Below are 24,794 nucleotides of genomic sequence, written 5' to 3'. Positions count from 1 at the left end.
TTCACCTCCCGGAAGCGCCGCCGGCCGGGACCGGGGAGGCTTCCGCCGCCCGCCGGGCCCGCCGGGAGAGTTTTCGGCCGAGGTTTCGGAGGAACTCGGGGAGGAAGAGGGCCAGCAGGACGAAAACCGCCGTCATCAGCTTGAGATCGTTTGGGTTGAGCCCCCACCGGAGGATGAGGGCCACGATGAGGCGGAAAAGCAGCGACCCCAGGAGGGTCCCCGCCAGGGCCAGGCCGATCTTCCGGGGGTCGGAGAAGGTCTCGCCGATGATGACGCTGGCGAGGCCGAGGACGATCATCCCGATGCCCATCTGGACGTCGGCGAAGCCCTGGTACTGGACCAGGAGGGCCCCGCACAGGCCCGCCAGGCCGTTGGACAGGGCGAGACCGAGGACGTAGAGCCGCTCGACGTTCCCCCCCTGGGCCCGCGCCATCTGGGGGTTGTCCCCGGACGCCCGCAGCATCGTCCCCAGCCGGGTCCGGTAGAAGGCCCACAGCAGCACGGCGGTGCCGACGGCGAAGAGGGCCGACAGCAGCAGAAACCCGACGTCGCGGGCCGGCACCGGCCACCCCAGGAGGCGGATCTCCGCCGAGCGGAAGAGTGTCGTGCCAGCCTTCTCGCAGACGGAGGAAAGGCTGACGGACTCGTGGAGGGAGATGTTGCTCTTCCCCATGACCCGGAGGTTGACGGAGTACAGGGCCGTCATGGTGAGGACCCCGGCCAGGAGGGCGTTGACCCGGAAGCGCGTGGCCAGGGTGCCGGTGACGAACCCGGCGGCCGCCCCGACCGCGGCCCCGGCGAGGGTGGCGGTCCAGGGGGAGTGGCCGGCGACGATGAGGCAAGCCGCGACGGCCCCGCCCAACGGGACGGTGCCGTCCACCGTGATGTCCGCCGAGCGCAGGATCCGGAAACTGAGGTAGGTCCCGAGGGCAAGCAGGCTGAGGATGAAACCCATGGTCAGGGCGCCGATCAGGAGGGTCATGACGCCACCCCCTCCCGGGCGGGGCCCGCGGGTGCGATCCAGCAGGCCCCCCGCCGGACCCGCGTGCAGCCCGACCCCGACGCCGGCCGGTCGTCGTGGAGCAGGTGGAGGACGGCCCGGACACCCTGGTCCTCGAAAAGCCGGTGGAGGGTGTCCCCCAGCGTGACGTACTGCTTCCGGATCGGCCGGTAGGGGAAGATCGCGGCGTGGAAGTGCCCCAGCAGGCCGTCCTCCGGACCGAGGCGGCGCAGGAAGGGGGCGGCCGCCGGCGAGGGGGCCCGGGAGGCGTAACCGGCGATGAGTGCGGACGTCTCGGGGAAGGCGGGCTCGGAGGTGAAGGAAAGCTGGTCCCGCACGGCCGGGAAGGTGAGGTCGAACGTCACCGGCGCCTTCGGCCCCCGCTTCACCGCGGCCCCCACGAAGGCGGCCGCTTCCACCGCCGCGACCAGGATCATGTCCGGGCGGTCCAGGAGACCGAGGCATTCGGCGACCAGGGCGGGCCAGCCGATCTCCTCCTCGGGCGACAGGGTCTCGAAGCGCACCAGGTGCTGAAAGCCGCCCGTGGCGGTGAGCCCGTAGACCAGAAGGAAGGGGAGGGGGGCCTCCCGCGAACCGAGGAGGTAGTCCGGGGTTTCCGCGTGGGGGGCGGGGTCGTAAATCGCCGCGCTCCCCAGGGCCATGAATTCCCCGTAGCGGCCGGCGGCCGCCGCCGGGTCGTCGCCCAGGGCCCCGAGGCCGACCGCCACGGTGTCGGGGGCCAGGGAAAGCCGGAATGGGGGACCGGGGTTCCCCTCCCGCGATGGGAGGGGGGGTGAGCCCCACAGGGCTGTTTCAAAGGGTTTGCCAGCGTCGAGACGATACACCTGGAAACGGGCCTGCGCGCTCTCGAACACGCTTTCCGGTTCCCGGCCGGGGCCGGGAAGGCCCTCGGATGCCGATGCGGGTGAGAACCCCTCGTCCACCAGGCTGCCCAGGCCCGCCATCGTCAACACGGACCGCGACGCCTCCGAGGGTCGGACGACGGTGAACCGCCCCCCCAGGGCGGCGGTCTGCCGGACACCGGAGACGATGACCCGGATCCCGGCGGAGCTGATGAACCGAACGTCGCCCAGGTCGAGGTAGATCCGGTGGTAACCGTCGTGAATCGCCTTTCGGACGGCCTTGTCCGCCAGGTCGCTCCACGAGGCGTCCAGGCGGCCCGCCAGGGTGATGACCAGTCCGTCGGCACAGGGGGTGGTGGTGATGTCCATCAGGGTATGACCTCGTCGGCGGTTTTCACGATCGCGTCGGGCAGGGTGAACCCCAGGGCCCGGGCGTTCCGGGTGGAGACGACCACCCGGTAGCTTGTCATGGGGGTGAACGGCACGCGCGCGGGAAGTTCCCCCCGCATGAGCCGCGCGGCCACGGCAGCGGCTTGCCGGCCGGCGTCCACGTAATCCCGGCAGAAGCCGAGGGCGGCGCCCTTCTCGACGCCCTCCCGGTTGAAACAGACCAGCGGGACCCCGGCGCGGCGGGCCGCGTCCGAGAGCGCGGCGAACCCGCCGAGGACCTGGTTGTCCACGATCTGCATCACGGCCTGCACCCTCCGGGCGCACAGGGCCGACGCCGCCTCCGGGATCTCCGACGGGGCGCTGACCGGGACCGCTTCAAAGCTCATCCCCCTCTCGATGCACAATTTCCGGGTCAGCGTCACGTTAAAGGCCGAGCTGACCTCCGCGGGGGAGAAGAGGGTCCCCACCTTCCGGATGGACGGGAAGTACTTTCGCAGGAAGTCCAGCATCTCGCCGTAGGCGCCGATCGTGTAGATCCCCGTGAACCCGGGCAGGTGGTCCGTGTCTGACCGGCCGGCTCCGAAAAGCTTGGGGTCGAGCACCGCGGTGAAGACGACCGGGATGTCCCCGGCCCGCTCCATGGCCACCTGCAGGACGGGGTTGGACACCACCAGGAAGAGGTCGTCCCCGGCGGAGACGCCGGCGTCGAAGATGCCGGGGAGGTTCTCGAGGCTGCCCTGGGCGCACGACAGTTGCAGCCGGTAGTCGCGACCTTCCACGAGCCCGGTGTCGGGGAGCCCCCGGCGCAGACCCAGGATGGCGTCCTCGCTGAGCCCCGTCTCGTTGAAGGAGACCACGTGAACGTTCCAGACCCTTTCCAGGGGCGGCGCCTTGCGGTGCAGGCCTGTCGGGTCCAGGATCACGTCGGCGGCGGCGGAGACGCTCGCGGGGATGGCCCATTCCGAACCGACCGACGACGACAGGGTGAGGTTGATCCCCACCTGGGTGGGGACCGCATCCACGATGGGTTCCCGGGAGGGTTCCTCCCCCGAGAGAAGGCGGGCGGCCAGGGCGCCGGTGATCTTGCCGCTGGCGTAAAAGTCCGCGCCCAGGCAGAGGAAGAGGCCGTCGGCCAGGTGGGCGGGTGTATGGGCCAGGATCGGGACCCGGGCCTGGGCGCAGGCCGAGGTCACGGCCGGCAGCGCCGAGAAGACCGTGTTGTCACCCCCGATCCAGACGGCGTCCGGCGGTGGGGAGAGCAGGGACCGGATGCCTTCCGGAACGTCGGTGGTGGTGGTCACCGGGACCTCCCGCAAGGCGATGCCCAGTTCGGCGCAGACCGCCCGCGCCTGGGCCACGGTGGACCGGGAGCAGTCCTCGGCGGGGTTCCAGAGGGTGCCGACGCGTTTCAGACCGGGGTTGACCTGGCGGGCCAGTTCAAAGAGCCGCCGCACGGGCTCCGCCGTGATCACCCCGGTGAGGTGCCGGGGGCGGGCGGAGGGGTCCCCCCGTTTCAGGCCGACGCCGGCCTGGTAAGGGTCCGTCACGACGGTGAAGAGGTGGGGCGTCCGCCCGTCCCGGTTGGCCCCGGCGAAGGACTGCAGGGCGGGGGTGGCCAGGGTGATCACCAGGTCGTAGCGCCCGTCCACGAGGGCCCGGGCGATGGAGTCAGCCTCCACGAGGCTCCCGTGGGCGTTGAAGAAGTCGATCTGAAGGTTTTTCCCGGGTACGAAGCCGTTCTTCCGGAGCGCCTCGAGGACCCCGCCGGCGGCTTCGTCCATGACGGGGTTGTCCCCGAACTGGAAAATCGCGATGCGTCTGCCCTTTGGCGCGGCGTTCTTCTCCCGTCGCCCCACGTCGGAAAGGAGAAGCACCGCGGCGGCCAGGCAGAGGAGGACGAGACCCAGGATGAAACGTTTCATAGAAAGGCCCTCGAGCATTTTCATGATAGCACTTGCTCCCGGGATGGGAAAGCGCGAAACGGCGGCCCGATACAACCCTCGCGCGCCGCCGGCCGGGGCGGCGCCCCGCGGCACGGTCTCCCCCCCCGGCGGTCCGAAGGGACGCGATTCCTTCGCCCATCCCAACGGGCTGGGCCCTCAAGGGCGGGTGTGTGGCGAAAAGAGCCCCGAAGGGGCGACACTCCGGGCGAAACCACCTTTCCGGGGATCGTCGCGGCCCTTCAGGCCGCCGGGGACGGGGAAAGAGGGGCGCGGTCGACCCAGGCCGATGACCTGGGCCGAGGGAGGCTGCGCCATTGGCGCAAGCAGGAAAGCATGGTTCCACCGGCGGGGATGAAACGTCCCTGGCGCATCCCTTGGACAGTGATGGCCCGCCGCGTCTTTAGCCCTCAGGGATCGTGCCTGCTGCGTCTTCACCCCGTCACGGGTCCGGTCGTGACCGCCTCGGATAACCTGGAATCCGTTTGCGACGGATGACGGATATCCTCATCCCGCCGGAAACCGAAGGGCCTGCGGTTTCGTATGCCTCGAGACTTTCGGCAAGGAGCGGATCATGCGCCTTCGATCTTCGGTCGGTCTCGTCCTGCTGGCAGGGTGCTTTTCGTGGCTTTCGGGCATGGCCGCCCCCGGGGCGCCGGCAACCTCGCCGCCGGGCCCGCCGGCCGGGGCCTTTCTGGCGGTCCCCGACGGGAAGCTCTGGGTGGAAAAGGCCGGCGAGGGGCCCGCGGGGGTCCTCTTCATGCACTGGGGGCAGGGCGACCGGACGGAGTTCCTGTCGGAAGCCGCGGTCTATGCCCGGGCGGGGGCCGTCAGCCTCTGCCTCGACGCGCCTTGGGGACGGCCCGACCCGTGGCGGCAGATCGGCGAGGACGTGACGCAGCCCGAGCGGACCCGCGCCATGTACGTCCAGACCGTGATCGACCTGCGCCGCGCCGTGGACGTCCTCCTGGCGGAGGGGGTCGACCCCGCCCGGATCGCCTTCGTGGGGCACAGCTTCGGCGCCACCTGGGGCGGCTCCCTGGCAGGGGTGGAAAAGCGCATCCGGACCTGCGTCCTCATGGGCGGGCTGCCCAACGTGGCGGACTTCTCCGCCTCCGGGGCCCCAAAGTGGGACGCCCTGAAGGCCCGGATGACGGCCCTGGTCGCCGCGCCGCTCCGCGAGGCCTACGCCCGGGCCGTCGGGCCCGTCAGCGCCGTGAACCTGGTGGGCCTGGCGCCCCCGTCGTCGGTGTTTTTCCAGTTCGGGACACAGGATTCCTACATCCCCCGCCAGGCAGCCCTGGACTACGTCGCCGCCGCGAAGGAGCCGAAGCGGGTCGGGTGGTACCCGTGCTCCCACGAGTTCCTGGACCTCGAGGCCACCCGGGACCGCCTGTCCTGGCTCGCCGCCGAGCTGGGCCTGAAGCTCCCCCCGCCTGTCCCGGCAACGCAAGGCAGGCGAAAGTGAAGGTTATCGGAAGCCCGGTCTACGCGGGCTTGCCGTTGTGGAAAACGTACGACACCTGGTTGGGCATGTCATGGAGATGCCGGGAGGAGGGGAATCGCGAAAGCCAATGAACGCCACCGTGTCCGGGTCGACCGTAAAGCGAGGGCAGACAAGCTGGACCCGGACACCTGCGAGGCCCATATCCGGTACATCCGGGGCTTGGCGTCCGAGACGGAACGCTGCGCGGGATGCTGAACAAACCACCCGTCCGGGATTCGGGGAAAAGCCGATGGGAACACATTATCCCGAAGGGATTAAAGAATTTAGCCGGTGGGTGCTCCGCCGGAGGCGGTGCTCCCACCGGGAAACCGGTCCGGTTGACGGGCCGCGCCCCGGAGGCGGCGCCTGGATCGTTCGTGGTATTCCGGCACCCCTCCGGGGTGCGGCGGGTTTATGGGGCTCCTACCGGTGGGAGTTCGCCCCTCCGGGGGAACTCCCACCGGCTAACCTCTTCAATCCCTATGGGATAGGAGATCCGTGAGCGTTGTTTCAGGAGACCCTTGAAATGACCAATCACGAAGACACAACAGAACAGGGAACCCCGACAGGGTTCGGGTCAACCGGGAGCACCGGGGCTCTCCAGGAGCAAATACACAACCCATCTTTGTTTCGCCGCCTTGGAAGGCGGCGCCACTTCCCCCGAACGGCCCTCCATGCAATCCCACAAACCATAAGTATTTATTAGTGATTATTAGTGTTATTAGTGGTTAAACTGTCCCTTTCCCATCAGCGGCCCGCCTCGCCGAGGACGTCGCGGGCGATGTCGCGGGCGGCGTGGGGGCGGCCGGCGGCGCGGGCGCAGCGGGCCATCCGCTCCAGGCGGCCGGCCTCCTCGAGGAGCGTGCGGATCTTGGCGGGCGCGTCCTCGGCCTCGTAGAGCCGCGCGGCCGCGCCAAGTTCCAGCACGTACTCGCCGTTGCGCTGCTCCTGCCCCGGGATGGGGTCGATGAGAAGCATCGGCCGGCCCTTGGCCAGCACCTCGGACGTGGTCAGGCCGCCGGGCTTGGTGATGACCAGGTCCGACGCGTCCATGAGTTCGTGGATGTTCTTCACGAAGCCGAAGACCATCACCGGCATTTCCGCGGACGCCGCCTCGGCCTCGGCCTTCTCCCTCAGCTTCTCGTTGGCCCCGGCCACCACCAGGAGCTGGGCGCGCAGCCCCGAGCCCCGGAAGGCGCGGACCATCTCCACCGCCGGCCCCACGCCGTAGCCCCCGCTCAGCAGCAGGACGGCGGGGAGGTCCGGGTCCAGGCCGAGCTTCCGGCGCGCGGCGGGGGCGGGGTCGCCCGACGCGAAGACGGGGTCGATGGGGATGCCCGTCAGTTTCACCCGATCCGCCTCCTTGCCTCTCCGCCTCAGCTGTCGCTCGGCCTCGGGGCAGGCGACGTAGTACCGGCGGACGTGGTCCACCACCCAGAGCCCGTGGACCCCGAAGTCGGTCACCACGCAGTAGAGGGGGACGTCGGTCTTCCCCTTCGCGATGCGCGCCGAGAGGATCTCCAGGGGCATGAAGTGGGTGCAGACCACGGCGTCCGGCGCGCACTCCCGGAAGAACGTCTTGAAGTCGCGGGTGTTGAGGGCGTTGAAGAGGGTCCGGACCGTCCGCTTCCAGGGGACGCGCAGCGACTTGTCGGACTGGCTGTACAGGTAGCCCCACAGTTCGGGGGCCCGCCGGACCACGTCCAGGTACCCCTTCGCGTAGGTCTTGCGGAAGAGGGGCGCGGTGAAGTCGAGGATGTCGCGCACCACGGGCTCGGCGCCCTCGGCGCGGAAGGCCTTCTCGAGCGCCTCGGCGGCCCGGCGGTGGCCCGCCCCGGCGGACGCGTGCAGGATCAGGATTTTCATGATTCCCTCCGGAAAAGCCGGCGCAGCCCCGGGGGCTTCCGGCGGTAGGACAGGGTCACCAGCACGGCGCCCAGGGCCGTGGTGGAGAGGTAGTCGGCGGGGACGCCCAGCAGCCAGTGCTTGTGCCAGGGGACGTGGGCCGGGTTGAACTTCGCCAGCCCGAAGGCCGGGTTGAGGACGAACCAGAGGAAGTCCTCGAGGATCCAGAACAGCATGATGCAGCCCAGGACGCGCAGTTCGAGGCGCCCGGAGAAGGTCCCCGACAGGAAGATCCCCAGGTGGAAGACCAGGATCATGAAGGCGAAGACCCACACGTGGTAGCCGGTCAGCGCCCGGCCGCCCCAGAAGAGGTCCATGAGGGGGTGGCGCTCGATCCGCCAGGTGGGGAGCCCCGCGGCCCAGCCGGCGGCGCCCTCGATCTGGATCTCCACGTTGGCGAAGAAGAAGGCGAGGACCCCCACCCACCCCAGCACCGCCGCGGGCCGCCCGTACCAGGGGAGAACCTCCCGGTCGCCGGGGGTTGCCGTGCCCGTTTGCCGCTGGTCGTTTTCCGCGATATTCAAAAGACTTCACCCCTTCCCCGGGCCGGCCCCGCTTCCCGCGATTCTACCCCATCTCCGCTTCGAAACCAACCGGCTGGAGAAACCCAAATCCGGATCGACCGACCTCGGGGCCGGCTTTCACCCCCGACTCTCGACCGATTATCACCCTGGTCTGGTTTCCTTTCCTGAAAAATGGGCAGACGAGCGGTCACGGCCACGAGGCGATCCGTTGGGGAGCGGGTTTTCAAACATCACCCCGGATCGGTCGTAAGATGGGGTTGAGGTTTCCGGCGGCGGCAGAGCGTTCCCGGGGACCCGGAAATTTCGGCGAGGAGGACGGGAGATGAGCCAGTGGATGCGACTCCGGCCCAACCCGGGCCGGCGATGGGTTGTCCTGGGGGTGCTGCTCCTGGGGACGGGGTTCAACCTTATCTGCCCGCCCTGGTACGCCGTCCGGACCGATGAACCGAAATCCCTTCACACGTCCGTGGGCGCCTGGCCGCTCTGGTCGCCGCCGACGGCCCGGGACGCCTTCGAGCGGCTTCAGGAGCGATTCCCGGACCGGATCACCGGCTCGGCGGACGCCCTCCCGCGGGCTGACCTGGAGCGCCTCTACGCGGTCCGGTTGAACGTCGTCCGCTACGTCCTCCACTGGGCCGTCCTGGCCCTCCTGGTGGCCTTGTTACCCTTCGCCTTCCGTCGTCGTGCTTCCGGCGCTCCTCCATCCCCCATCATCCGGGGTTCCTGAGTAGCCCGCGTGTTGAATCGGCGTTGACGCCGTCGTGAACGGGGACTGTGGGTGTCCCGCCAGGGGCGCTGCAAACGAATCAACCCGGTGGACGGACCGTGCCGTTCGGTTCATGTGGTACAATGCAAGCATCGTCGCAGGGAATCCCGTGGAGGCAGGGTGGACGAGCGTCGCTGGAAGGGCCTGGTGGGGCGGCTCGGCGGGGAGCCGGCGCGCGATGCGGCATTCCCCCGGATCGCCGAGGCCTATCGGGAGGGGCGCAGCCGGGTCCTGCGGGCCTTTCTCCGCCGCCGTCGCCTCTACCGCACGGATCTCTTCGAGGCCCGCCTCGGCGCCCTTGCCCGGGCGAACCTGCGCCGTGCCCTCGCCCGTCCCGAAAACCCGCCGGTGGGAGGAGTGCCGTGAGAAAACGGATCGGTTGGTGCCTGGCCGTCCTGCTGGGGATCACGGTTTTCGCCGGCGAGAAACCGAAGGCCCGCCCGTCCCCCCTGATCAGCCCCGCCGCGTTCACCCGGGCCTACGCGAAGGCCTGCCGGGAGTCGATCCCCGACGTGCAGGTCCAGGTTGTCCGGGACCTCGAGGTGAAGGTCACGGCCAGGGATACCGGCGAGTTCATGGCCTATCTGTCCAATGCGTACGATTCCTACCGGAACGATCCCGACAGTCGGGATAACGTCATCCGGGCCCACGTGGCCGTCATGAAGGAGAACCTGACGCAGGTGAAGGCCCCGGTGGACAAGTCCCGGATCGTCCCCGTGATCAAGGACCGAATCTGGCTGGAGGGGGTCATGGCGTCCTCTCCGCTGAAGGATGCGAAGCCGGGGTTTGGTCTGGTTTTCGAGGAGCTGTGCCCGGACCTGCGGGTTGTCTACGCGGTGGATACCGACCAGTCGGTCCGTTTCCTGAAGGAGGAGGACCTGGAGGCCGTCAAGGTCCGGCGGGAGGAATTGCGCGAGCTGGCCTGCAAGAACCTGCGGAGGCTCCTGCCCTCCCTGGACCGGGCGGGAGGCGACGGGGTGTTCCTCCTCGAGGCGGGAGGGATGTACGAGGCCAGCCTGCTGCTGCTCGAGTCGATCTGGGACCCGGAGATCCTTCCCGTTCGGGGGGAGTTTGTCCTGGCCGTTCCCACGCGGGACATCCTGATGATCACCGGAAGCGAAGACGCCGACGGGTTGAGAAAGGTCCGAAAACTGGCTCCCAGGATCTGGGAGGAAGGTCCCTACAGCCTCTCGCAGAAACTCTTCGTCTACCGCAAGGGAAAGATCGAGGAATTCCGGGAATGACGGTCCGCCCGTAATGGCACTACTTGGGGGAGGCGAGATCCCCGTCGAGGAAATAGATCCCGAGATCCTTCTCCGTGACGACCCGGTAGACGCCGTCCTTCTCCACGAGTTCGAGGACGGAGCGCACCTTGCCGCCGTGACCTTCCTTTTCCGCGCCGTACTCCTTGTCGTATTCGGCGACGACCCGGTCCCCGCGACGGTACACAAGGAAGTTCGTGCACGTGAACTTCAGCGTGGGGGATTTCGCCAGCAGCCTGCGCTTTTCCGCCATGACCGCCCCGACGGGCAGGACCTTGCTGTAGAAGAAGAGTTCGTCCGCGCAGGCGTCGCGGAGGGCCTTCAGGTTTCGGGCGGTGACCGCCGCCCAGTAGCCCGTCACGAAGCGGGTGAGTTCCTCCGCCTTCGCGGGCGGGAGGCGCCCGGCGCGGACCTGGGCGAGCTTGGCCCGGAGGCCGTCGATCAGGGTGTCGATGGGCACGCCGTCCTCGTCGCCGTACTTCTTCTTCGTGAAATCCAGTTTCCAGGGGGCGGGGTCCAGGGCGGGGTCGAAGGCTTCGATGACGTAGGCGTGCGCGTCGCCGTAGTGGGCTTCCCTGCCCATGCGCCAGACGAACTGCGCGATGAGGAAGGTGGCGTTTTGGGTGTCGTACCAGAACTGGAAGTTGTCCGTTCCGCTGAAGCTGGTCCGGGCCTTGAAGCCGGTGTCCTTGTCCAGGCCGATCACCATGCAGCGCCCCAGCATTCCCGAACCCCCGTGGGACGACAGCCCGTACAGCAGGATCTCCCGGGTGCCGTCGCGGTCGAGGTCGTGCACCACGAGCCCGTCGAGCCGGAGCAGGGTCGGGTGGGTCTGCCCGGCCAGTTCGGTGCTGAACTCGTACACCGGCCAGCCGGGGTCGGGGTCGGAGCAGCGGAAGACGTAGTTTTTCCCCTCGTGGTGGGACCGAAGCTCCACGATGGCGGGCTTTTCGCGGACGGCCCCTTCCTCCCTGACGTCCTCCACGAAGAAGTCGAGCCGGACCGTCCAGCCGGGGGCGATTTCCACGTCCTTGCCGGCCTGCAGGACGTACCCCGGCGGAGGCCCCTCGGCGAAGGCGGAGGGGATCAACGGCCCGAGCGACAGCAGGGTCGCCAGGACGACACCAGATGCGCGAAAAGAGAATCGTTTCATGATCACCTCGTCCAATGTGGTGACGCAAGCCAAGGCCTGCGTCCGGCGTGAGGTCCGGCTTTCCCGGCATCACGCAAAGCCGCCAAGTCACAAAGTCTCGCAAAGCTAAGCCGGGGAAAAAGTTGACTTTCTTGGCGAGGCTTGGCGTCTTGGCGCCTTTGCGAGAGACCTTGTTGCACCGACAAGCCACGGCGGTGCCACGAAACGTGTCGCCGCACTCCCGAGCGCGCGCGTTCCGAAACCCTTTTCCCAAGCGGGATCGCACTTCCGGATCGTCGCCATCTTCACCTCCGGGCCGCCTCAGTCCGATGAGTGGAGCGGGAGGACGACGTAGAAGGTGCTGCCGCGGTCGGGCTCGCTCTCGACGCCGATGCGTCCCCCGTGGTGCTCGGCGATCTGGCGGCAGATGGCCAGGCCCAGGCCCGTGCCCCGCGGTTTCCCCGTGAGGGTGTCCCCCAGTTGCCGGAACTTCTCGAAGATGGTCTCCCGGTCCTCGGGGGCAATCCCGATGCCGGTGTCCGTCACGCGGAAGCGGATCCCGTCGGGTTCCAGCGACGCGCCGCAGGTGATGGTCCCCGCCTCGGTGAACTTCACGGCGTTGGACAGGAGGTTGATGAGCACCTGCAGCAGGCGGTCCCGGTCGGCCCGGACGGCGGGGAGGCCCCCCGCCACGTCCCGCTCGAAGGCGAGGCCCTTGAGGCGCACCAGGGAGTCCGTGGCTGCCATGGCACGGTTCACCAGGTCCGCGGGGTCCACCGCGCGGAAGTCCCAGTCCACTTTTCCCGCCTCGAGCTTGGCCACGTCCAGGAGATCGTTGATGAGGGCGGTGAGCCGGTCCGCCTCCTGGGTGATGATCTGGAGGTTCTCCTCGATGAGGCGGACGGTCCGGTCGGAGTTGCCGCCCTCCCGGGAGATCTGGGGGACCACCACCCCGGAGAACTTCTTCTGCACGATCTTGGCGAAACCCAGCACGGCTGTCAGGGGCGTGCGGATCTCGTGGGCGGCCATGTTGAGGAACTCGGTCTTCAGCCGGTCCATGTCCTGCAGCTTGTCGTTGGACTGCCGGAGCATCTCGTTCACCCGGCCGAGTTCGTCCTCGAAACGCCGCCGCTCGGCGATCTCCGCCTCCAGTTCCTCGGTTCGCCGGTGCACGACCTGCTCCAGCGCCACCTCGCGCCGCTTGAGGGCCCGGATCCGCAGCAGGAAACCCCCGGCCGTCAGGAGGATCACCGTGAGCGCGGCCAGGACGCGGAACCACCAGGTCTTCCAGTAGGGCGGCCGGATGACGACCCGCAGGGACGCCCCCTCCAGGTTCCAGACCCCGTCGTCGTTGGATCCCCGGACGCGGAAGACGTACTCGCCGGGGTCCAGGTTGGTGTAGGTGGCGGACCTCGTGTTCCCCGCCGGGATCCAGTCCCGGTCGAATCCTTCCATCTTGTAGGCGTAGAGCGTTTTCTCGGGGTGGGTGAAGTTGAGGGCGGCGTACTCCAGGGAAAAGACCGTGTCCTCGGGGGCCAGGACGACCTCCTTCATCTCCGACACCTCGCCGCCCAGGTCCACCTCGCGGTTGAATTTCCGCAGGCCGGTGATGACCACGGGGGGGACCGTCGGGTTGTCCCGGATCTCCTCGGGCCGGAAGGTCACCAGGCCCGCGATGCCGCCGAAGATCATCTCGCCGCCGGGGGTCATGGAGAAGGCCGCCTGGTTGAACTCGTCGCTGGGGAGGCCGTCGGCGGCGTCGTAGGTCCGGAACGTCCGCCGGGCGGGATCGAAGCGGCACAGGCCCTTGTTGGTGCTGAGCCAGAGGCACCCCGCGGCATCTTCCAGGATGCCGTACACCACGTCGTTGGGCAGGCCGTCGGGCTGGCGGAAGGAGCGGCACCGGCCCGTCCGGCGGTCGAACAGGGCGAGCCCGCCGCCGCCCGTGCCGATCCAGAAGTCCCCCGCGCGGCTTTCCCGGATGCACCAGACGGTGTCGGAGCCCAGGGTCCGCGGGTCCGACGGGTCCTGGCGCCAGGTGGTGAACCGGCCGCTCCGCCGGTCCAGGCGGTTCAGGCCGCCCACCATGGTGCCGACCCACAGGGACCCCTCGCGGTCCTCGAAGAGCGAGACCACGAGGTCCGAGCTCAAGGCGGCGGAGCCGGCGGGGAAGACCGTGCCCCGGCCCGTCTTCCGGTCCAGGCAGGCCAGACCCCCGCCGTAGGTCCCGATCCACAGCGTGCCGTCCCGGCTTTCGAGGAAGGTGAAGATGTTCTCGTTGAGCGGGGCGGGCCAGTCGCGCCCCACGGGGTCGAACCGCCCGGACGCCCCGTCGCGCCGGAAGAGGCCGCTGCCCCAGGTGCCGACCCAGAGCGTGCCGTCCCGGTCCTCGTGCAGGGAAACCACCCGGTCGGCCACGTGACGGCCCGGGCGGGTGAAGGGTTCCCGGATCAGCGTCCACTGTTCCGTCGAGGGGTCCTGGAGGCACAGGCCGGCATCGGTCCCCACCCACAGCCGTCCGGCCCGGTCCCGGAGCACGGCGTTGACCGCGTCGTCGGGGAGGCTGTCGGGGACGTGGGGATCGTGCTTCCACACGGTGAACCGTTTCCCCGACCGGTCGCAGGTGTTCAGGCCCCCGCTCCAGGTGCCGATCCAGAGCATGCCGGCCTGGTCCTGGACGATCTTCGTCACATAGTTGTTGCTCAGGCTGTCGGGCCGGCGGGGGTCGTACTGGAAGGCGATGCAGCGGCCCGTGGCCCGGTCGAAGAGGTGGAGCCCCTGGTCCGTCCCCACCCAGAAGTTGTCGTCCCGGTCCTCGCACAGGGTGAGGACCACGCTGCCGCGGAGGCCGCCCGGCGCCACGGGGTCGTGGTTGAACACGGTGAAGCTTCCCGTCCCGGGGTCGAAGCGGTTCAGGCCGCCCTCGTCGGTGCCCACCCACAGCGTTCCCCGACGGTCCTCGTAGACGCTGAGGACCAGGTCGCTGGAGAGGCTCCCCGGACGGGCCGGGTCGTGACGGTAAACCGTGAAGTCCTTCCGCCCCGGGTCCAGGCGGTTTAGCCCGCCCCCGTAGGTGGCGACCCACAGCACGCCCCGACGGTCTTCCAGGGCCTGGACCACGGCGTTGTGGGAAAGGCTCCCGGGCCGGGCCGGGTCGTGGTGGAACCGCTCCCAGGCGCCGGTCGAGGGGTCGAAACGGTTCAGGCCGGCGTCGGTGCTCAGCCAGAACCGCCCGCCCGTGCTTCCGTCGATGGACATGCTGACGTCGCTGGCCACGCCGGCGGCGGACCGCGGGTCGTGGCGGTAAACGGTGAAGCGCCCGGTCCGGCGGTCGTAACGGTTCACCCCTCCTCCGCGGGTGCCGACCCACAGGGCGCCCGCGGCGTCTTCCCACAGGCAGCGGACGTAGTTGGCGGAGAGGCTCCCGGGGTCGCCCGGCACGTTCCGGTACACGTGGAAGCGGTAGCCGTCGTAGCGGTTGAGGCCGTCCTGGGTCCCGAACCAGAGGAAGCCCCGGCTGTCCTGGAGGATGGCGGTCACCACGCTCTGGGACAGCCCCTGCTCGATGGAGATCCGTTGGAAGCGCACCGCCCCGGGTTCCACCCCCTTGGCCGCCGCGGCGGATCCGCAGGCCAGGGCGATCCCCAGGAAGGCCACGAGCCCCGCGGTTAGCGGCCCGAAGTGCGATCGCGGTATGCCGGCACGAGAATGAAGCACGGTACGAGCCTCACTCTGGAAGAAGTCAGGAGACAGGAGTCAGAAGACAGAAAGGAATGCCTTTTTCCGTTGACAGGCCGATCGCCATCCCGAATCTCCTTCCCCTCACAAATCTTCCAGCAGGTGACCCATTTTCTCCTTCTTGGTTTGCAGGTAGGCGCGGGCGGACGCCACCGGCTCAACCTGGAGGGGGACACGCTCCACCACCCGGATCCCGGCCTTCTCCATGGCTTCGATTTTCGCGGGGTTGTTGGACATGAGGCGAATCCCGTCGACCCCGAACCACCGCAGGATCTCCGCGCAGGCGCCGTACTCCCGCTCGTCGGCTTCGAAGCCGAGCATCTCGTTGGCCTCCACGGTGTCGGCCCCGCGGTCCTGCAGGGCGTAGGCGCTGAGTTTGTTGAGGATCCCGATGCCCCGGCCCTCCTGGGGGTGATAGATCAGGAGGCCGCACCCGCTCTCGTGGATGCGCTCCAGCGCGGCGTGGAGTTGCTGGCCGCAGTCGCAGCGGAGGGAACCGAGGGTGTCGCCGGTCAGGCACTGGGAGTGGATGCGCACGAGCGGGACCGGGCTCGCGGGCCCCGGTTCGCCCCGGGAGAGGATCACGTAGGCTTCCCCCGTGGCCAGGTGTTCGAAGCCGTGGATGCAGAACTCCCCGTAGAGGGAAGGGAAGCCGGCCCGGGACGTTTCCCGCACGCCGAGGGGTTTCGGGGGAGGGGACACCATGTCAGTTTCTGACCTCCACGCCGCCGAAGATGGCGCAGCCGCGGACGATGAGCCGCTGGGGCGGTCCGTCGGGCACCCGGAGCGGCCGGGTGGCGTCTTCCATGCCGCCGAGGATGGGGGCGCCCTCGAGGGACACGGTCCAGGCCGCGGGGACCCGGATCTCGATCCCGCCGAAGAGGGCGAAGACCCGGATGACGGCGGTCTCGTCCCGGATGGCGGCTTCCCGGAGGTCCACCTCGCAGCCGCCGAAGATGGCGGTCAGCTCGCCGCCCCGGAAAGCGGTGGCGTTGCAGGCGCGGGTGAACCCGCTGAAGACCGCGAACCCCGTCAGGGTGTCGTTGCCGTGGACCTGCCGCCGGTTGGCCTCCCGCTTGGCCACCGCCTGCCACATGATGACGCCCCCGACCAGGACCAGCGCCAGGGGCCACCAGTCGCGGATGCGGATCACGAGGATGTCCAGGTTCCGGAGCAGCAGGGCGGTCCCCACCACCACGATCACGAACCCGCCCACGCGCCCGGCGGCGCCGTCCGCCTGGAAGAGCTGGGCCAGCCCGGCGGCGATGAGGATGACGGGCCAGTAGTGGAGCACCTCGCCGGCCCGGATTACGTCCAGGTTGTGGAGGAGGATGACGATGCCCAGGAGGGCGAGCGCCAACCCGAAGATCAGGAAAGGGTTCGCCTTGTACCCGATCGACGGGCCTTGCTCGCGGGGGCCTGGATTGTCCATGGGGCACCTCCCGGGTGATCTGGGCCCATCATACTCCGAATCCCGGAGCCGTGCCACAGTTTTCCCCGTCGTTCCCACGGGCCCGGAACCGTTGATCCCGGGTGCGGGTTGTGGTATGTTCCTCCCACGTCATCCCCCAAGGAGGGTCCCATGGAACGCGCCTCGAATCCCGCCTCCCGTCACTCGGCCGACCGCGAACGCGCAGGGTGCGGATGTGCCCTGTCCCGGGCCGTCCTGTTCCTTCTCCTCCTGGCCTTCGTGCCCCTCACCGAGGCCGGGGCCGCGAAGCTCCTGATCCTCGGTCTTGACCGGAACCTGGAGGACACCGCCGACAACACCTACAGCTCGGCCCCGGTTCTCCAGTCTCTCCTGGCCGGGCTGGGCCAGGCGGACGTGACCCTGGTCCGGGTGGCCATGAACGACCACGCCACCCTCGCGGCCTTCGACTACAGCCCGTACCGGGCGGTCTTCGTCTGCAACGCCATGAACGTCTTCACCCCCTACTCCCACGTGTTCAACGCGGCGGAGGGGCAGCGCCTGGTGGACTACCTGAACACCGGCGGCAGCGTCTACATGGAAGGGGGCGACGTCTGGTACCAGGACCCCGCCGTCAACGGCGCCTTCAACTTCCGCCCGGCGTTCGGGGTGAACAGCGCCGCCCAGGCCACCGACTCGCTCTACCGGATCAAGGGGAAGACCGGCACCTTCTTCGCCGGCTTCCAGTTCGACTTCAGTTCCACCCACGGCGGGTTCCGGGACCTCGTCACCGGGGCGGGGAGCGCCCTGACCGTCATGGAGAACCACACCAACGCCAGCCCCCCGGCGGTGACGGGCGCCTGGGTGGCCTTCGACGGCCCCGTGTACAAGTGCATCGCGAGCTGCATCCGGTTCTCCGGCCTCCAGGACGGGGCGGGGGGCAACACCCGATCCGCGCTCCTGGCCAGGGTCCTGGATTTCCTCGGCGTCACCAACCCGGCCCGGTCCTACTACTGCCCCCACGTGTACACCGGCGCCGCGTGGTGGACGCGCCTGTCGGTGGTCAACCTGGGGCTGACCGATTATCCCCTGACCCTGACCCTGTACAACCCCTCGGGGCAGGTGGTGGACACGCGGACGGTGAGTTCCCTGGCCCCGAAGGCGCAGTACTCCGCCGCCATGGACGAGCTGTTCGGGCCGGGCATCGCCGAGCAGGACCTCTGGCTGCTGGTCTCCACCCGGTCGCCGATCAAGGGCGCCCTGGAGTTCGGAACCCGTGACGGCCTCTCCCAGACGGGCCTGCCGCTGTCGGAAACGGCCTTCGCCAGCGCCGTTTTCCCCTACGTCTACATGAACCAGGACACCGTCAGCAGCTACTACACCGGCATCACCCTCATCAACACGGAAAACGTCACGGCCACCGTCACCCTGCGCGCCTACAACGAGGACAACACCCTGGTGGCCACCACGGACCCCCCCATCAACATCCCGCCCAAAGGGAAGTACGTCCGCCTCATCAACCAGGTCTTCACCGGCCTCCCCGACCCCTCGGTGATCCGGATGATCATCGCCTCCACCACGGTGAACAGCCTGGTGGGCTTCGAACTCTTCGGCAAGTGGGGCGAGATGGGCCTGGCGGGGCTTCCGGCCGTCCAGCGGACGCCGCCCGCCAGGGACCTCGCCGCGCCGGAAGGGCCGCGGGGCCCGGACGAGACCGTTTACCTCTATTACAACGAGCTTCCCCCGTCAGAGAGCTACTACACGGGCGTGACCTTCTCCAACTTCGGTTCGCAGCCGGCCACCCTCACGGCGGAACTTCTGAACGGGATCGGCGTGGTCCTGGCCTCGAAGGAGTGGACCGCGGTCCAGCCGCTCCAGCAGATCACCCGGAGCGTGTGGGACGCGGTGAACACCGCCCCGCGCAGCGACGCCGCCCGCCTCCGGGTTCGTGCGGAGGTGCCGATGGTGGGCTTCGAGCTGCTCCTGGCGGGGAGCGGGACCACCTACCGCTTCGACGGCCTCCCCGCCGTGTCCTCGGGGAGCGGGCGAGTGGTCTTCTCGGTGGTGCCGGCGGCGGCCACCTTCGATCTCCGGGTGCGGATCTCGAACCTCCACTACCAGTCCAACGGGGTCACCCTCGAGGTTTACGACGCCCAGGGAAGCTCCCTCGGCGCCTACCCCACCGAGTTGCCCTACGCGGGGAAATACGACCTGGCCCTGTCTTCCCTCTTCCCCGGGGTGCTGAATTCCATTGCCTGGCTGGAGGTCCGGGGGACCGGCACGCTCGACGCCAGCCTCTTCTACCCCGCCCTCGACCAGACGCGGCTCGGCGTCGTCGCCGGCCAGCCGTGGGAGTAGCTGGAAGAACCGGGTATTCTGCCGGGGAGGCGCGAGTACGGCTCGCCCGGGCGGCGGGAAGTTCCTGGGCAGACGCTCTGCTCTCGCCGCGGGCGGGGGCGCCCGAAGCCCGCGGGAATCGCTTCCCCGAGGATCTTCAGCATCGGGAGTTGTGATGGGCCTGACGAAGATGCGTTGTCTGTTCTGCTGCCTCGGCCTCCTGGCCCTGGGGCGGGCCGGGTTCGGCCAGGGAGAGGTCCGTCGCTTCGAGATGAGCTCGAAGGCCACCGGTGCGACCTACGCCGTCGAGGTGGTGCTTCCCGCCGGCGCCTTGTCCGGCGGCGCGAAGTATCCCGCGCTCTTCTGCACCGACTGGTTCATCCTGGGGGACTACCTCAAAGCCCTGCCGAAACTGATGAACATGGGGAGGTTGACGGAGCCGTTCATCCTGGTGGGGATCGCCGGGCCCGCGACCATGGACGCCTGGGCCACGGCGCGGACCCGGGACTTCACCCCGGCGCGACCCGCCGACGAGTACTCGAGGAAGAACACCTACCCGCCGGCCCTGGAACAGGCGGGAGGCGCAAGGAAGTTCGCCGCCTTCCTCCGGGACGAACTCGTGCCGCGCGTCCAGGCCGACTTTCCCGTCGATCCCGCCCGGCGGGGGTTCCTGGGTTATTCCCTCGGCGCCTTGCTGGGGGTGTATCTGCTGATGAACGACCCGGCGCTCTTCGACACCTGGTTGCTCGGGAGCCCGTCCCTCTGGTTCAACGGGTTCGAACTGGTCACGGCCTTCCACGACGCGCCGGCGAAAGGGCTGGAACCGGTCCGGTGGATCTACCTGTCCGTGGGGGAGGAGGAGTCCTGGGAGATGCTCCGCGGCTTCGGGGCCCTTCGGGACGCCCTCCGGGAGAAGGGGTTCGAAGGGCCCCGGATGAAGGCCGAGATCATCCGGGAGGCCGGCCACGTCGGCGCCATGCCCATCGCCCTCTACAACGGGATCCGGTTCCTCCTGCGAGGCCGGTGATCCGCTTCCGGTCGGGATGAACCCTGCCTCCCGGCCCCCTGCCGGCTTCACCACCCAGGCCGGGCAGGCCGGTTTGGACTTCAGCCCTTCGGGGCCCTCGAGAGCCGGTTTTCCGTGCGGAGGTATTGCCCCTGCGACATACTCTGGAACTCCCGGCAGATGGTCACCGACATGACCTATCCCCCCGATTTCACCACCCTCGGGGCTTTCGACAGCCAAAACGCGTGGGTCGCCAGCCGGTACGGCGCGCCCCTGGTTCGGACGACGGACGGCAGGGCGACCTGGCAGGCTGAGTCGACCGGGGCGAACGTGTCACTCAATGCCCTCCGCATGTTCGATTCCGACCACGGGTGGATCGCCGGGGGAAAGGCCACCGTGCTTTTCCCCGCCCGTCCCCTCATCGCGCGAACGACCACCGGCGGCCAGTCCTGGACCACCCTGGCGCCGGATCGCCGGGGCGCGCTCTCCGACGTCGTGTTCAGCGACCTCCTGAACGGGTGGGTGGTCGGCCACCAGGGCCAGGCCTTCCGGACGGCCGACGGCGGCATGACTTGGGAACGGCTCGACACGGGGGTCACGCAGAACCTGCTCGCCGTCCGCTTCGGGGACGGGAACACCGGCTGGGCGGCCGGAGCGGGGGGGACGGTCCTCAAGACCGCCTCGGGAGGCGATGTCTGGGCCGTGCAGGATTCCGGGACGTCCGAGGAACTGCGCGGGCTGGTGTGCCGGGGGCCGGGGAAGGCCTGGGCCGTGGGGAAAGCCGGCGTTGTCCTTCGGACCACCCCGGCCGGGGACACGGCGGCGCCGTCGCTGGCGGTCGCCACCCCGCCGGCGGGCCAGGCGGTCACCCCGTGTTCCTACCCCGTCACGGTCAGCGGACAAGCCTCCGACGTCTCGGGGGTCCGGGTCAAGGTGGGCCCGTTTTACGTCCTTCCGACCAAGGGGACCTTCTCCGTCCCGGTCTACCTGACCCAGGGCGCGCGGGAGTTCCGGGTCCAGGCGGTGGACAAGGCGGGCAACGTCACGGAAACCGCCGTCCCCCTCTCCGTCGATCTCGGCATTCCCGCCCGTTCGACTGCCTACTCCCTCTGTTCGCTCGTGTCCGGGGAGGATTACCTGACCCGGAACCCCTGCACGGTGACCTCCCAGACGACATCCGATGTCGGCAACTGGTACGCGGAGTTCACCTCGGAACTGGACGGGTACCTCTCGGGGGGTGAGTTCGGTTTCGCGCTGGTGGCCGGTTCGTACGACGCGCCGGCCACCTGCGAGGTCGAATGGTTCGCGGAGCGCGAGGGGCGATCGGAACGACTGGCCGGAACCGCCTTCCCGGTTCACACCGACGGGTATTACGTTCTGTCCCAGGGTTCCGCCTGGGCTGACCCCGGCGTGGTGGTTCTGAAAGGGCAACGACTGCGATTCCGGGTGAGTTTCTCCGGCCCCGGGGCCATGGCCTGGGGAGGGCCGTATCCCAGCACGCTGAGCCTTCCGGTGGGGCTGACCCTCGTCCCCGGCGGCGTTTACTTGAGCCCCTTCTGCTCCAGGAGGGCGTCGACCTTGGGTTCCTTGCCCCGGAAGCGGAGGTAGAGGGTCATGGCGTCCTCGGTCCAGCCCCGGGAGAGGACGTGCTCCCGGAAGGCCTTCGCCGTGGCCGGGTCGAAGACGTTTCCCTTCTCCTTGAAGGCCTCGAAGGCGTCGGCGTCCAGGACCGCGCTCCAGAGGTAGCTGTAGTAGCCCGCCGCGTAGTCGCCGCTGAAGATGTGGCGGAAGTAGGGGCTGCGGTGCATGGGCGGGATCAGGTCCGGCAGGCCCATCCGCTCGAGGGACGCCTTCTCGAAGGCCGCCGCCTCGGGCTCCTTCGGCTCGGCGAGCAGGTGCCAGTCCAGGTCCAGCCGGGAGGCGGCGGCCAGCTGGGCCATCTGGTAGCCCTGGTTGTAGGTGTCCGACTTCCGGATCTTCTCCACCAGCGCCGGGGGGATCACCGCGTCGGTCTGGTAGTGCCGGGCGAACACCGCCATCACCCCGGGCTCGCTGACCCAGTGCTCCATGACCTGGCTGGGAAGCTCCACGAAGTCCCAGGTCACGTTGGCGCCGCCCAGGCTGCGGTAGCGGCACTTCGACAGCAGGTAGTGGAGGGCGTGCCCGAACTCGTGGAAGAGGGTCTCCACCTCGCCGTAGCCCAGCAGCGCCGGGGTGTCGCCCACGGGGCGGGAAAAATTGGCCACGTTGAACACGATGGGCATCACGTTTCGGCCCCGGTCGGTCCACTGCTCGCGGAGCGCCCCGCACCAGGCGCCGCCCCGCTTGCCCGGGCGGGGGTGGTAGTCCTGGTAGAGGAGGCCGAGGGTGCGGCCGTCCGCCTCCTTCACCTCGTACACCCGGACCTCGGGGTGGTAGACGGGGACGTCCTTCCGCTCGACGAACTGCAGGCCGTAGAGGCGGTTGGCCACGTAAAACGCGCCTTGCCGGACGTGGTCCAGCTCGAAGTAGGGGCGCAGGGTCTCGTCGTCGAGGTCGAAGAGGGCCTTCTTCCGTTTTTCCGCGTAGTAGCGCCAGTCCCAGGCGGCCAGCCGGAAGCCGCCCTTCTCGGCGTCGATCATGGCCTGGAGGTCGGCGGCGTCGGCTTTCGCCTTCGCCAGGGCGGGGGCGAGCACCTGGTCCAGCAGGGTGATGACCCGGGCGGGGGTTTTCGCCATGCGGTCGTCCAGGGTGAAGTCCGCCCAGGTGGGGAAGCCCAGCAACCGGGCCTTGCGGGCTCGCAGGCCGGCGATTCGGGACAGGATGGCCTTGTTGTCCTGCGCGTCGCCCCGGTCGCAGCGGGTGATGTAGGCGTCCCAGACTTTTTCCCGGAGGGTCCGCGCGTCGGCGTAGGTCAGGAAGGGAACGAAACTGGGCGCCTGGAGGGTGATCACCCACTTCCCCTCGAGCCCGGCCCGGGCGGCGGCCTCAGCGGCCGCCGAAACGGCGTTTTCGGGAAGCCCGGCGAGGTCCTCCCGGCGGTCGATGACCAGCCGCCAGGTGTTGACCACCTTGCGCAGGTTGTCCCCGAAACGCAGGCCGAGCAGGCTCAGTTCCTCGTTGATCTTCCGGAGTTCGTCCCGGTCCTTCCCCTCCAGCAGGGCGCCGCCACGGATGAAGCGCCTGTGCGTCCGCTCCAGGAGCATCGCCTGCTCCCGGGTCAGTTTGAGGGTCTCGCGCTTGTCGTAGACCGTCTTGACGCGCCGGAACAGGCCGGGGTTGAGCGCCACGTCGTCGGCGTGGGCCGAGAGGAGCGGGGCGACGGTCTTCGCGATCTCCTGGAGCCGGTCGTTGGTTTCGGCGGAGGTCAGGGCGTCGAAGGCGGCGCTCACCCGGGACAGCAGCTCTCCGGAGTCCTCCAGGGCCTCCACCGTGTTGACGAAGGTGGGGGCCTTGGGGTTGTTCACGATGGCCGCAATCTCCCGGTCGTGCCGGGAGACGGCCTCCTTCAGCGCCGGCAGGAAATCGTCGGGCTTGATCCCGCCCCACGGCGGGACGCCGAAGGGCGTCTTCCAGGGGGCCAGCAGCGGGTTGGTCCCCGCCGCCGCCAGGACCGTGCAAACCAGAAGGAAGGCTCCGAAAATCATCAGGCGCGCCATGGATATCTCCTTAATCCGTTGTTTTATCGGCCAGATATAAGCAGACTCAGCCTCACGCCAGGACGCGAAGCCGCCAAGTCTCGCAAAGAAGCCGTGAACTCTCTTTCTCTTCCCGGCGAGGCTTTGCGTCTTTGCGCCTTGGCGTGAGGCTTTACACGCGATCCTCCCGGAACAGCCCCGGAATCGTGTCACCCCGCTGTATGATAACGCAAGTCAACAACGGCGGCAAGGTCCCGGGGATTCCCGGGACGCCATCCAGTCAGAAGCCATGGATCTGGCGGAGGGCCTCGTAGACGACGATCCCCACGCTGGTGGAGAGGTTGAGGCTTCGGACGGGCCCCCACATGGGGATGGTGTACGTCCGGTCGGCGAAACGCGCCAGGAGCGGTTCGGGCAGGCCCCGCGTTTCGCAGCCGAAGAGGAGCCAGTCCCCCGGCGAGTGGGCGGCGCGGGTGTAGGGGCGGTGCACCCGGGAGCTGTAGAGGAAGAAACGGCCGGCGGGTTCCGTCTCCAGCAGGGCGTCGAGGGATTTCCAGGTGCGGACGTCCACGTGCTCCCAGTAGTCGAGGCCGGCCCGCCGGAGGTAGCGGTCCTCCACGCGGAAACCCAGCGGCTCCACCAGGTGGAGGCGGCAGCGGGTCGCGGCGCAGAGCCGGGCCACGTTGCCGGTGTTGGGCGGGATCTCGGGCTCCACCAGGACCACGTGGAGCACCGGGGCGGGTGGGAACGCCGCCGGGGCCGGGGTGGGAGCGCCGGTCATGCCCCGGTGCCCTGATCCGTGCCTTCCATGAGGTTCGGGGTTTCCTCCGGGTCCGGCGCTTCCCTGGCGGCCAGTTCAACGCGACGGTCCGCCACGCGGGCGAGGCCGTCCGCGTCGCCGGTCTCCCGGAAGAGCTTCTCCGCCCGGGCCAGGTCGTCCCGGGACAGGTAGTGCCCGGCGATCTCCCGGATCTTCGCGGTGTCGCCCAGCGTCCGGTAATGCCGCAGGGCGTTGGAGTGGTCCCCCTTTTCCAGGAAGAACCCGGCAAGGGCGCGGGGGCCCTCCGGGTCGTTGGCGGCGGCGAAGGCCTTCTCGGCGCCCTGGGGGTTTCCCGCCTCCAGGAAACGCCGCCCCACGGCGGAAAACTCCGCGGGCGGGACCCCGCCCTCGAAGAGCAGGTCGAGCGTCTTCCGGACGTCGCCGAAACTGCCGCCGGCCACCTGCCGGTCCAGCACCCGGCGCAGGCCGGGGGCGTGGAGGGCGACCCGGTACAGCTCGGTCGCCTTCTTCAGGTTGTGCTTCCGGAAGTAGTGGTCGGCCGCCTCGACGATCCCCGGCGTGTACTGGTGACGGAGGTAGACCTCGAGGGCCTCGTCCACGCGCCCGGCCTCGAAGTCCGCGCGGGCTTGTTGCACGTCT

19 protein-coding genes are annotated in these 24,794 nt (G+C 69.0%); 7 read left to right on the top strand and 12 right to left on the bottom strand.

Annotation, left to right across the window (positions count from 1 at the left end):
* Position 1 precedes the first annotated feature (1 nt).
* The 3 genes from KA419_03010 to KA419_03000 are packed head-to-tail and all read right to left on the bottom strand — an operon-like array spanning position 2 to position 4,175.
* On the bottom strand, positions 2-982 hold the full coding sequence (locus KA419_03010; GenBank protein MBP7864894.1) for an ABC transporter permease: 981 nt from the start codon (positions 980-982) through the stop codon (positions 2-4).
* Positions 979-2,232 carry an STAS domain-containing protein gene (locus tag KA419_03005; protein ID MBP7864893.1) on the bottom strand — a complete coding sequence of 418 codons (1,254 nt, stop codon included), beginning with the start codon at positions 2,230-2,232 and terminating at the stop codon, positions 979-981. The genes KA419_03010 and KA419_03005 overlap by 4 nt, the downstream gene beginning before the upstream one ends.
* Entirely contained in the window at positions 2,232-4,175 is a 1,944-nt protein-coding gene (locus KA419_03000) for an ABC transporter substrate-binding protein (GenBank protein ID MBP7864892.1), read from the bottom strand. The genes KA419_03005 and KA419_03000 overlap by 1 nt, the downstream gene beginning before the upstream one ends.
* Before the next feature lie 592 nt (positions 4,176-4,767).
* Here KA419_03000 and KA419_02995 point away from each other — a divergent pair.
* A complete protein-coding gene (locus KA419_02995) occupies positions 4,768-5,661 on the top strand; it encodes a hypothetical protein (protein MBP7864891.1) in 894 nt (297 codons plus the stop codon).
* 765 nt (positions 5,662-6,426) lie between these two features.
* Here the strand turns inward: KA419_02995 and KA419_02990 are convergent.
* Together KA419_02990 and KA419_02985 are read right to left on the bottom strand one after the other, a co-directional pair.
* Positions 6,427-7,545, bottom strand: a complete 1,119-nt coding sequence (locus tag KA419_02990; GenBank protein ID MBP7864890.1) for a glycosyltransferase — start codon at positions 7,543-7,545, stop codon at positions 6,427-6,429.
* A complete protein-coding gene (locus KA419_02985) occupies positions 7,542-8,018 on the bottom strand; it encodes a hypothetical protein (GenBank protein ID MBP7864889.1) in 477 nt (158 codons plus the stop codon). Before KA419_02985 ends, KA419_02990 begins: the two co-directional genes overlap by 4 nt.
* A gap of 412 nt (positions 8,019-8,430) precedes the next feature.
* Here KA419_02985 and KA419_02980 point away from each other — a divergent pair, with 412 nt between their 5' ends.
* The 3 genes from KA419_02980 to KA419_02970 all read left to right on the top strand — a co-directional run bounded on the left by KA419_02980 (position 8,431) and on the right by KA419_02970 (position 10,118).
* The gene (locus KA419_02980; GenBank protein ID MBP7864888.1) at positions 8,431-8,835 is read left to right on the top strand and encodes a hypothetical protein; all 405 of its coding nucleotides are present in this window, start codon (positions 8,431-8,433) and stop codon (positions 8,833-8,835) included.
* Positions 8,836-8,994: 159 nt separating this feature from the next.
* Entirely contained in the window at positions 8,995-9,240 is a 246-nt protein-coding gene (locus tag KA419_02975; GenBank protein MBP7864887.1) for a hypothetical protein, read from the top strand.
* Complete coding sequence (locus tag KA419_02970) at positions 9,237-10,118, top strand: DUF1444 family protein (protein MBP7864886.1); 882 nt, start codon at positions 9,237-9,239, stop codon at positions 10,116-10,118. Before KA419_02975 ends, KA419_02970 begins: the two co-directional genes overlap by 4 nt.
* 19 nt (positions 10,119-10,137) lie before the next feature.
* Here the strand turns inward: KA419_02970 and KA419_02965 are convergent, their stop codons facing one another.
* The 4 genes from KA419_02965 to KA419_02950 all read right to left on the bottom strand — a co-directional run bounded on the left by KA419_02965 (position 10,138) and on the right by KA419_02950 (position 16,102).
* Positions 10,138-11,289: a hypothetical protein gene (locus KA419_02965; protein MBP7864885.1), complete on the bottom strand. Its 1,152-nt coding sequence runs from the start codon at positions 11,287-11,289 to the stop codon at positions 10,138-10,140.
* A gap of 300 nt (positions 11,290-11,589) precedes the next feature.
* On the bottom strand, positions 11,590-14,925 hold the full coding sequence (locus tag KA419_02960; protein ID MBP7864884.1) for a hypothetical protein: 3,336 nt from the start codon (positions 14,923-14,925) through the stop codon (positions 11,590-11,592).
* Between the two features lie 165 nt (positions 14,926-15,090).
* Positions 15,091-15,711, bottom strand: a complete 621-nt coding sequence (gene ribA, locus KA419_02955; GenBank protein ID MBP7864883.1) for a GTP cyclohydrolase II — start codon at positions 15,709-15,711, stop codon at positions 15,091-15,093.
* 1 nt (position 15,712) lies between these two features.
* A complete protein-coding gene (locus tag KA419_02950; protein ID MBP7864882.1) occupies positions 15,713-16,102 on the bottom strand; it encodes a hypothetical protein in 390 nt (129 codons plus the stop codon).
* 486 nt (positions 16,103-16,588) lie between these two features.
* On the opposite strand from KA419_02950, the gene KA419_02945 reads away from it, so the two are divergent.
* From KA419_02945 to KA419_02935, 3 genes are all read left to right on the top strand, one after another.
* The gene (locus KA419_02945; protein MBP7864881.1) at positions 16,589-18,772 is read left to right on the top strand and encodes a hypothetical protein; all 2,184 of its coding nucleotides are present in this window, start codon (positions 16,589-16,591) and stop codon (positions 18,770-18,772) included.
* Between the two features lie 154 nt (positions 18,773-18,926).
* A complete protein-coding gene (locus KA419_02940; protein ID MBP7864880.1) occupies positions 18,927-19,778 on the top strand; it encodes an alpha/beta hydrolase in 852 nt (283 codons plus the stop codon).
* A gap of 114 nt (positions 19,779-19,892) precedes the next feature.
* A complete protein-coding gene (locus KA419_02935; GenBank protein ID MBP7864879.1) occupies positions 19,893-21,365 on the top strand; it encodes a hypothetical protein in 1,473 nt (490 codons plus the stop codon).
* Here KA419_02935 and KA419_02930 read toward each other — a convergent pair.
* From KA419_02930 to KA419_02920, 3 genes are all read right to left on the bottom strand, one after another.
* Complete coding sequence (locus KA419_02930) at positions 21,299-23,395, bottom strand: M3 family metallopeptidase (GenBank protein ID MBP7864878.1); 2,097 nt, start codon at positions 23,393-23,395, stop codon at positions 21,299-21,301. The genes KA419_02935 and KA419_02930 overlap by 67 nt on opposite strands.
* Positions 23,396-23,654: 259 nt before the next feature.
* Complete coding sequence (locus KA419_02925; GenBank protein MBP7864877.1) at positions 23,655-24,155, bottom strand: tRNA (cytidine(34)-2'-O)-methyltransferase; 501 nt, start codon at positions 24,153-24,155, stop codon at positions 23,655-23,657.
* The gene (locus KA419_02920) at positions 24,152-24,790 is read right to left on the bottom strand and encodes a hypothetical protein (GenBank protein MBP7864876.1); all 639 of its coding nucleotides are present in this window, start codon (positions 24,788-24,790) and stop codon (positions 24,152-24,154) included. The genes KA419_02925 and KA419_02920 overlap by 4 nt, the downstream gene beginning before the upstream one ends.
* Positions 24,791-24,794 lie beyond the last annotated feature (4 nt).

The organism is Acidobacteriota bacterium, assembly GCA_018001935.1.
Classification (GTDB): domain Bacteria; phylum Acidobacteriota; class JAAYUB01; order JAAYUB01; family JAAYUB01; genus JAGNHB01.
The sequence above is the reverse complement of the archived record's forward strand: the minus strand, read 5'-3'. Positions and strand labels throughout refer to the sequence as shown.

Excerpts from the sequence above, each read along its gene's own strand:
- ribA (MBP7864883.1), bottom strand. The coding sequence starts at position 15,711 with ATGGTGTCCCCTCCCCCGAAACCCCTCGGCGTGCGGGAAACGTCCCGG.
- KA419_02980 (MBP7864888.1), top strand. The coding sequence starts at position 8,431 with ATGAGCCAGTGGATGCGACTCCGGCCCAACCCGGGCCGGCGATGGGTT.
- KA419_02940 (MBP7864880.1), top strand. The coding sequence starts at position 18,927 with ATGGGCCTGACGAAGATGCGTTGTCTGTTCTGCTGCCTCGGCCTCCTG.
- KA419_03000 (MBP7864892.1), bottom strand. The coding sequence starts at position 4,175 with ATGAAACGTTTCATCCTGGGTCTCGTCCTCCTCTGCCTGGCCGCCGCG.
- KA419_03010 (MBP7864894.1), bottom strand. The coding sequence starts at position 982 with ATGACCCTCCTGATCGGCGCCCTGACCATGGGTTTCATCCTCAGCCTG.
- KA419_02925 (MBP7864877.1), bottom strand. The coding sequence starts at position 24,155 with ATGACCGGCGCTCCCACCCCGGCCCCGGCGGCGTTCCCACCCGCCCCG.
- KA419_03005 (MBP7864893.1), bottom strand. The coding sequence starts at position 2,232 with ATGGACATCACCACCACCCCCTGTGCCGACGGACTGGTCATCACCCTG.
- KA419_02950 (MBP7864882.1), bottom strand. The coding sequence starts at position 16,102 with ATGTGGCAGGCGGTGGCCAAGCGGGAGGCCAACCGGCGGCAGGTCCAC.
- KA419_02995 (MBP7864891.1), top strand. The coding sequence starts at position 4,768 with ATGCGCCTTCGATCTTCGGTCGGTCTCGTCCTGCTGGCAGGGTGCTTT.
- KA419_02990 (MBP7864890.1), bottom strand. The coding sequence starts at position 7,545 with ATGAAAATCCTGATCCTGCACGCGTCCGCCGGGGCGGGCCACCGCCGG.
- KA419_02945 (MBP7864881.1), top strand. The coding sequence starts at position 16,589 with ATGGAACGCGCCTCGAATCCCGCCTCCCGTCACTCGGCCGACCGCGAA.
- KA419_02930 (MBP7864878.1), bottom strand. The coding sequence starts at position 23,395 with ATGGCGCGCCTGATGATTTTCGGAGCCTTCCTTCTGGTTTGCACGGTC.
- KA419_02965 (MBP7864885.1), bottom strand. The coding sequence starts at position 11,289 with ATGAAACGATTCTCTTTTCGCGCATCTGGTGTCGTCCTGGCGACCCTG.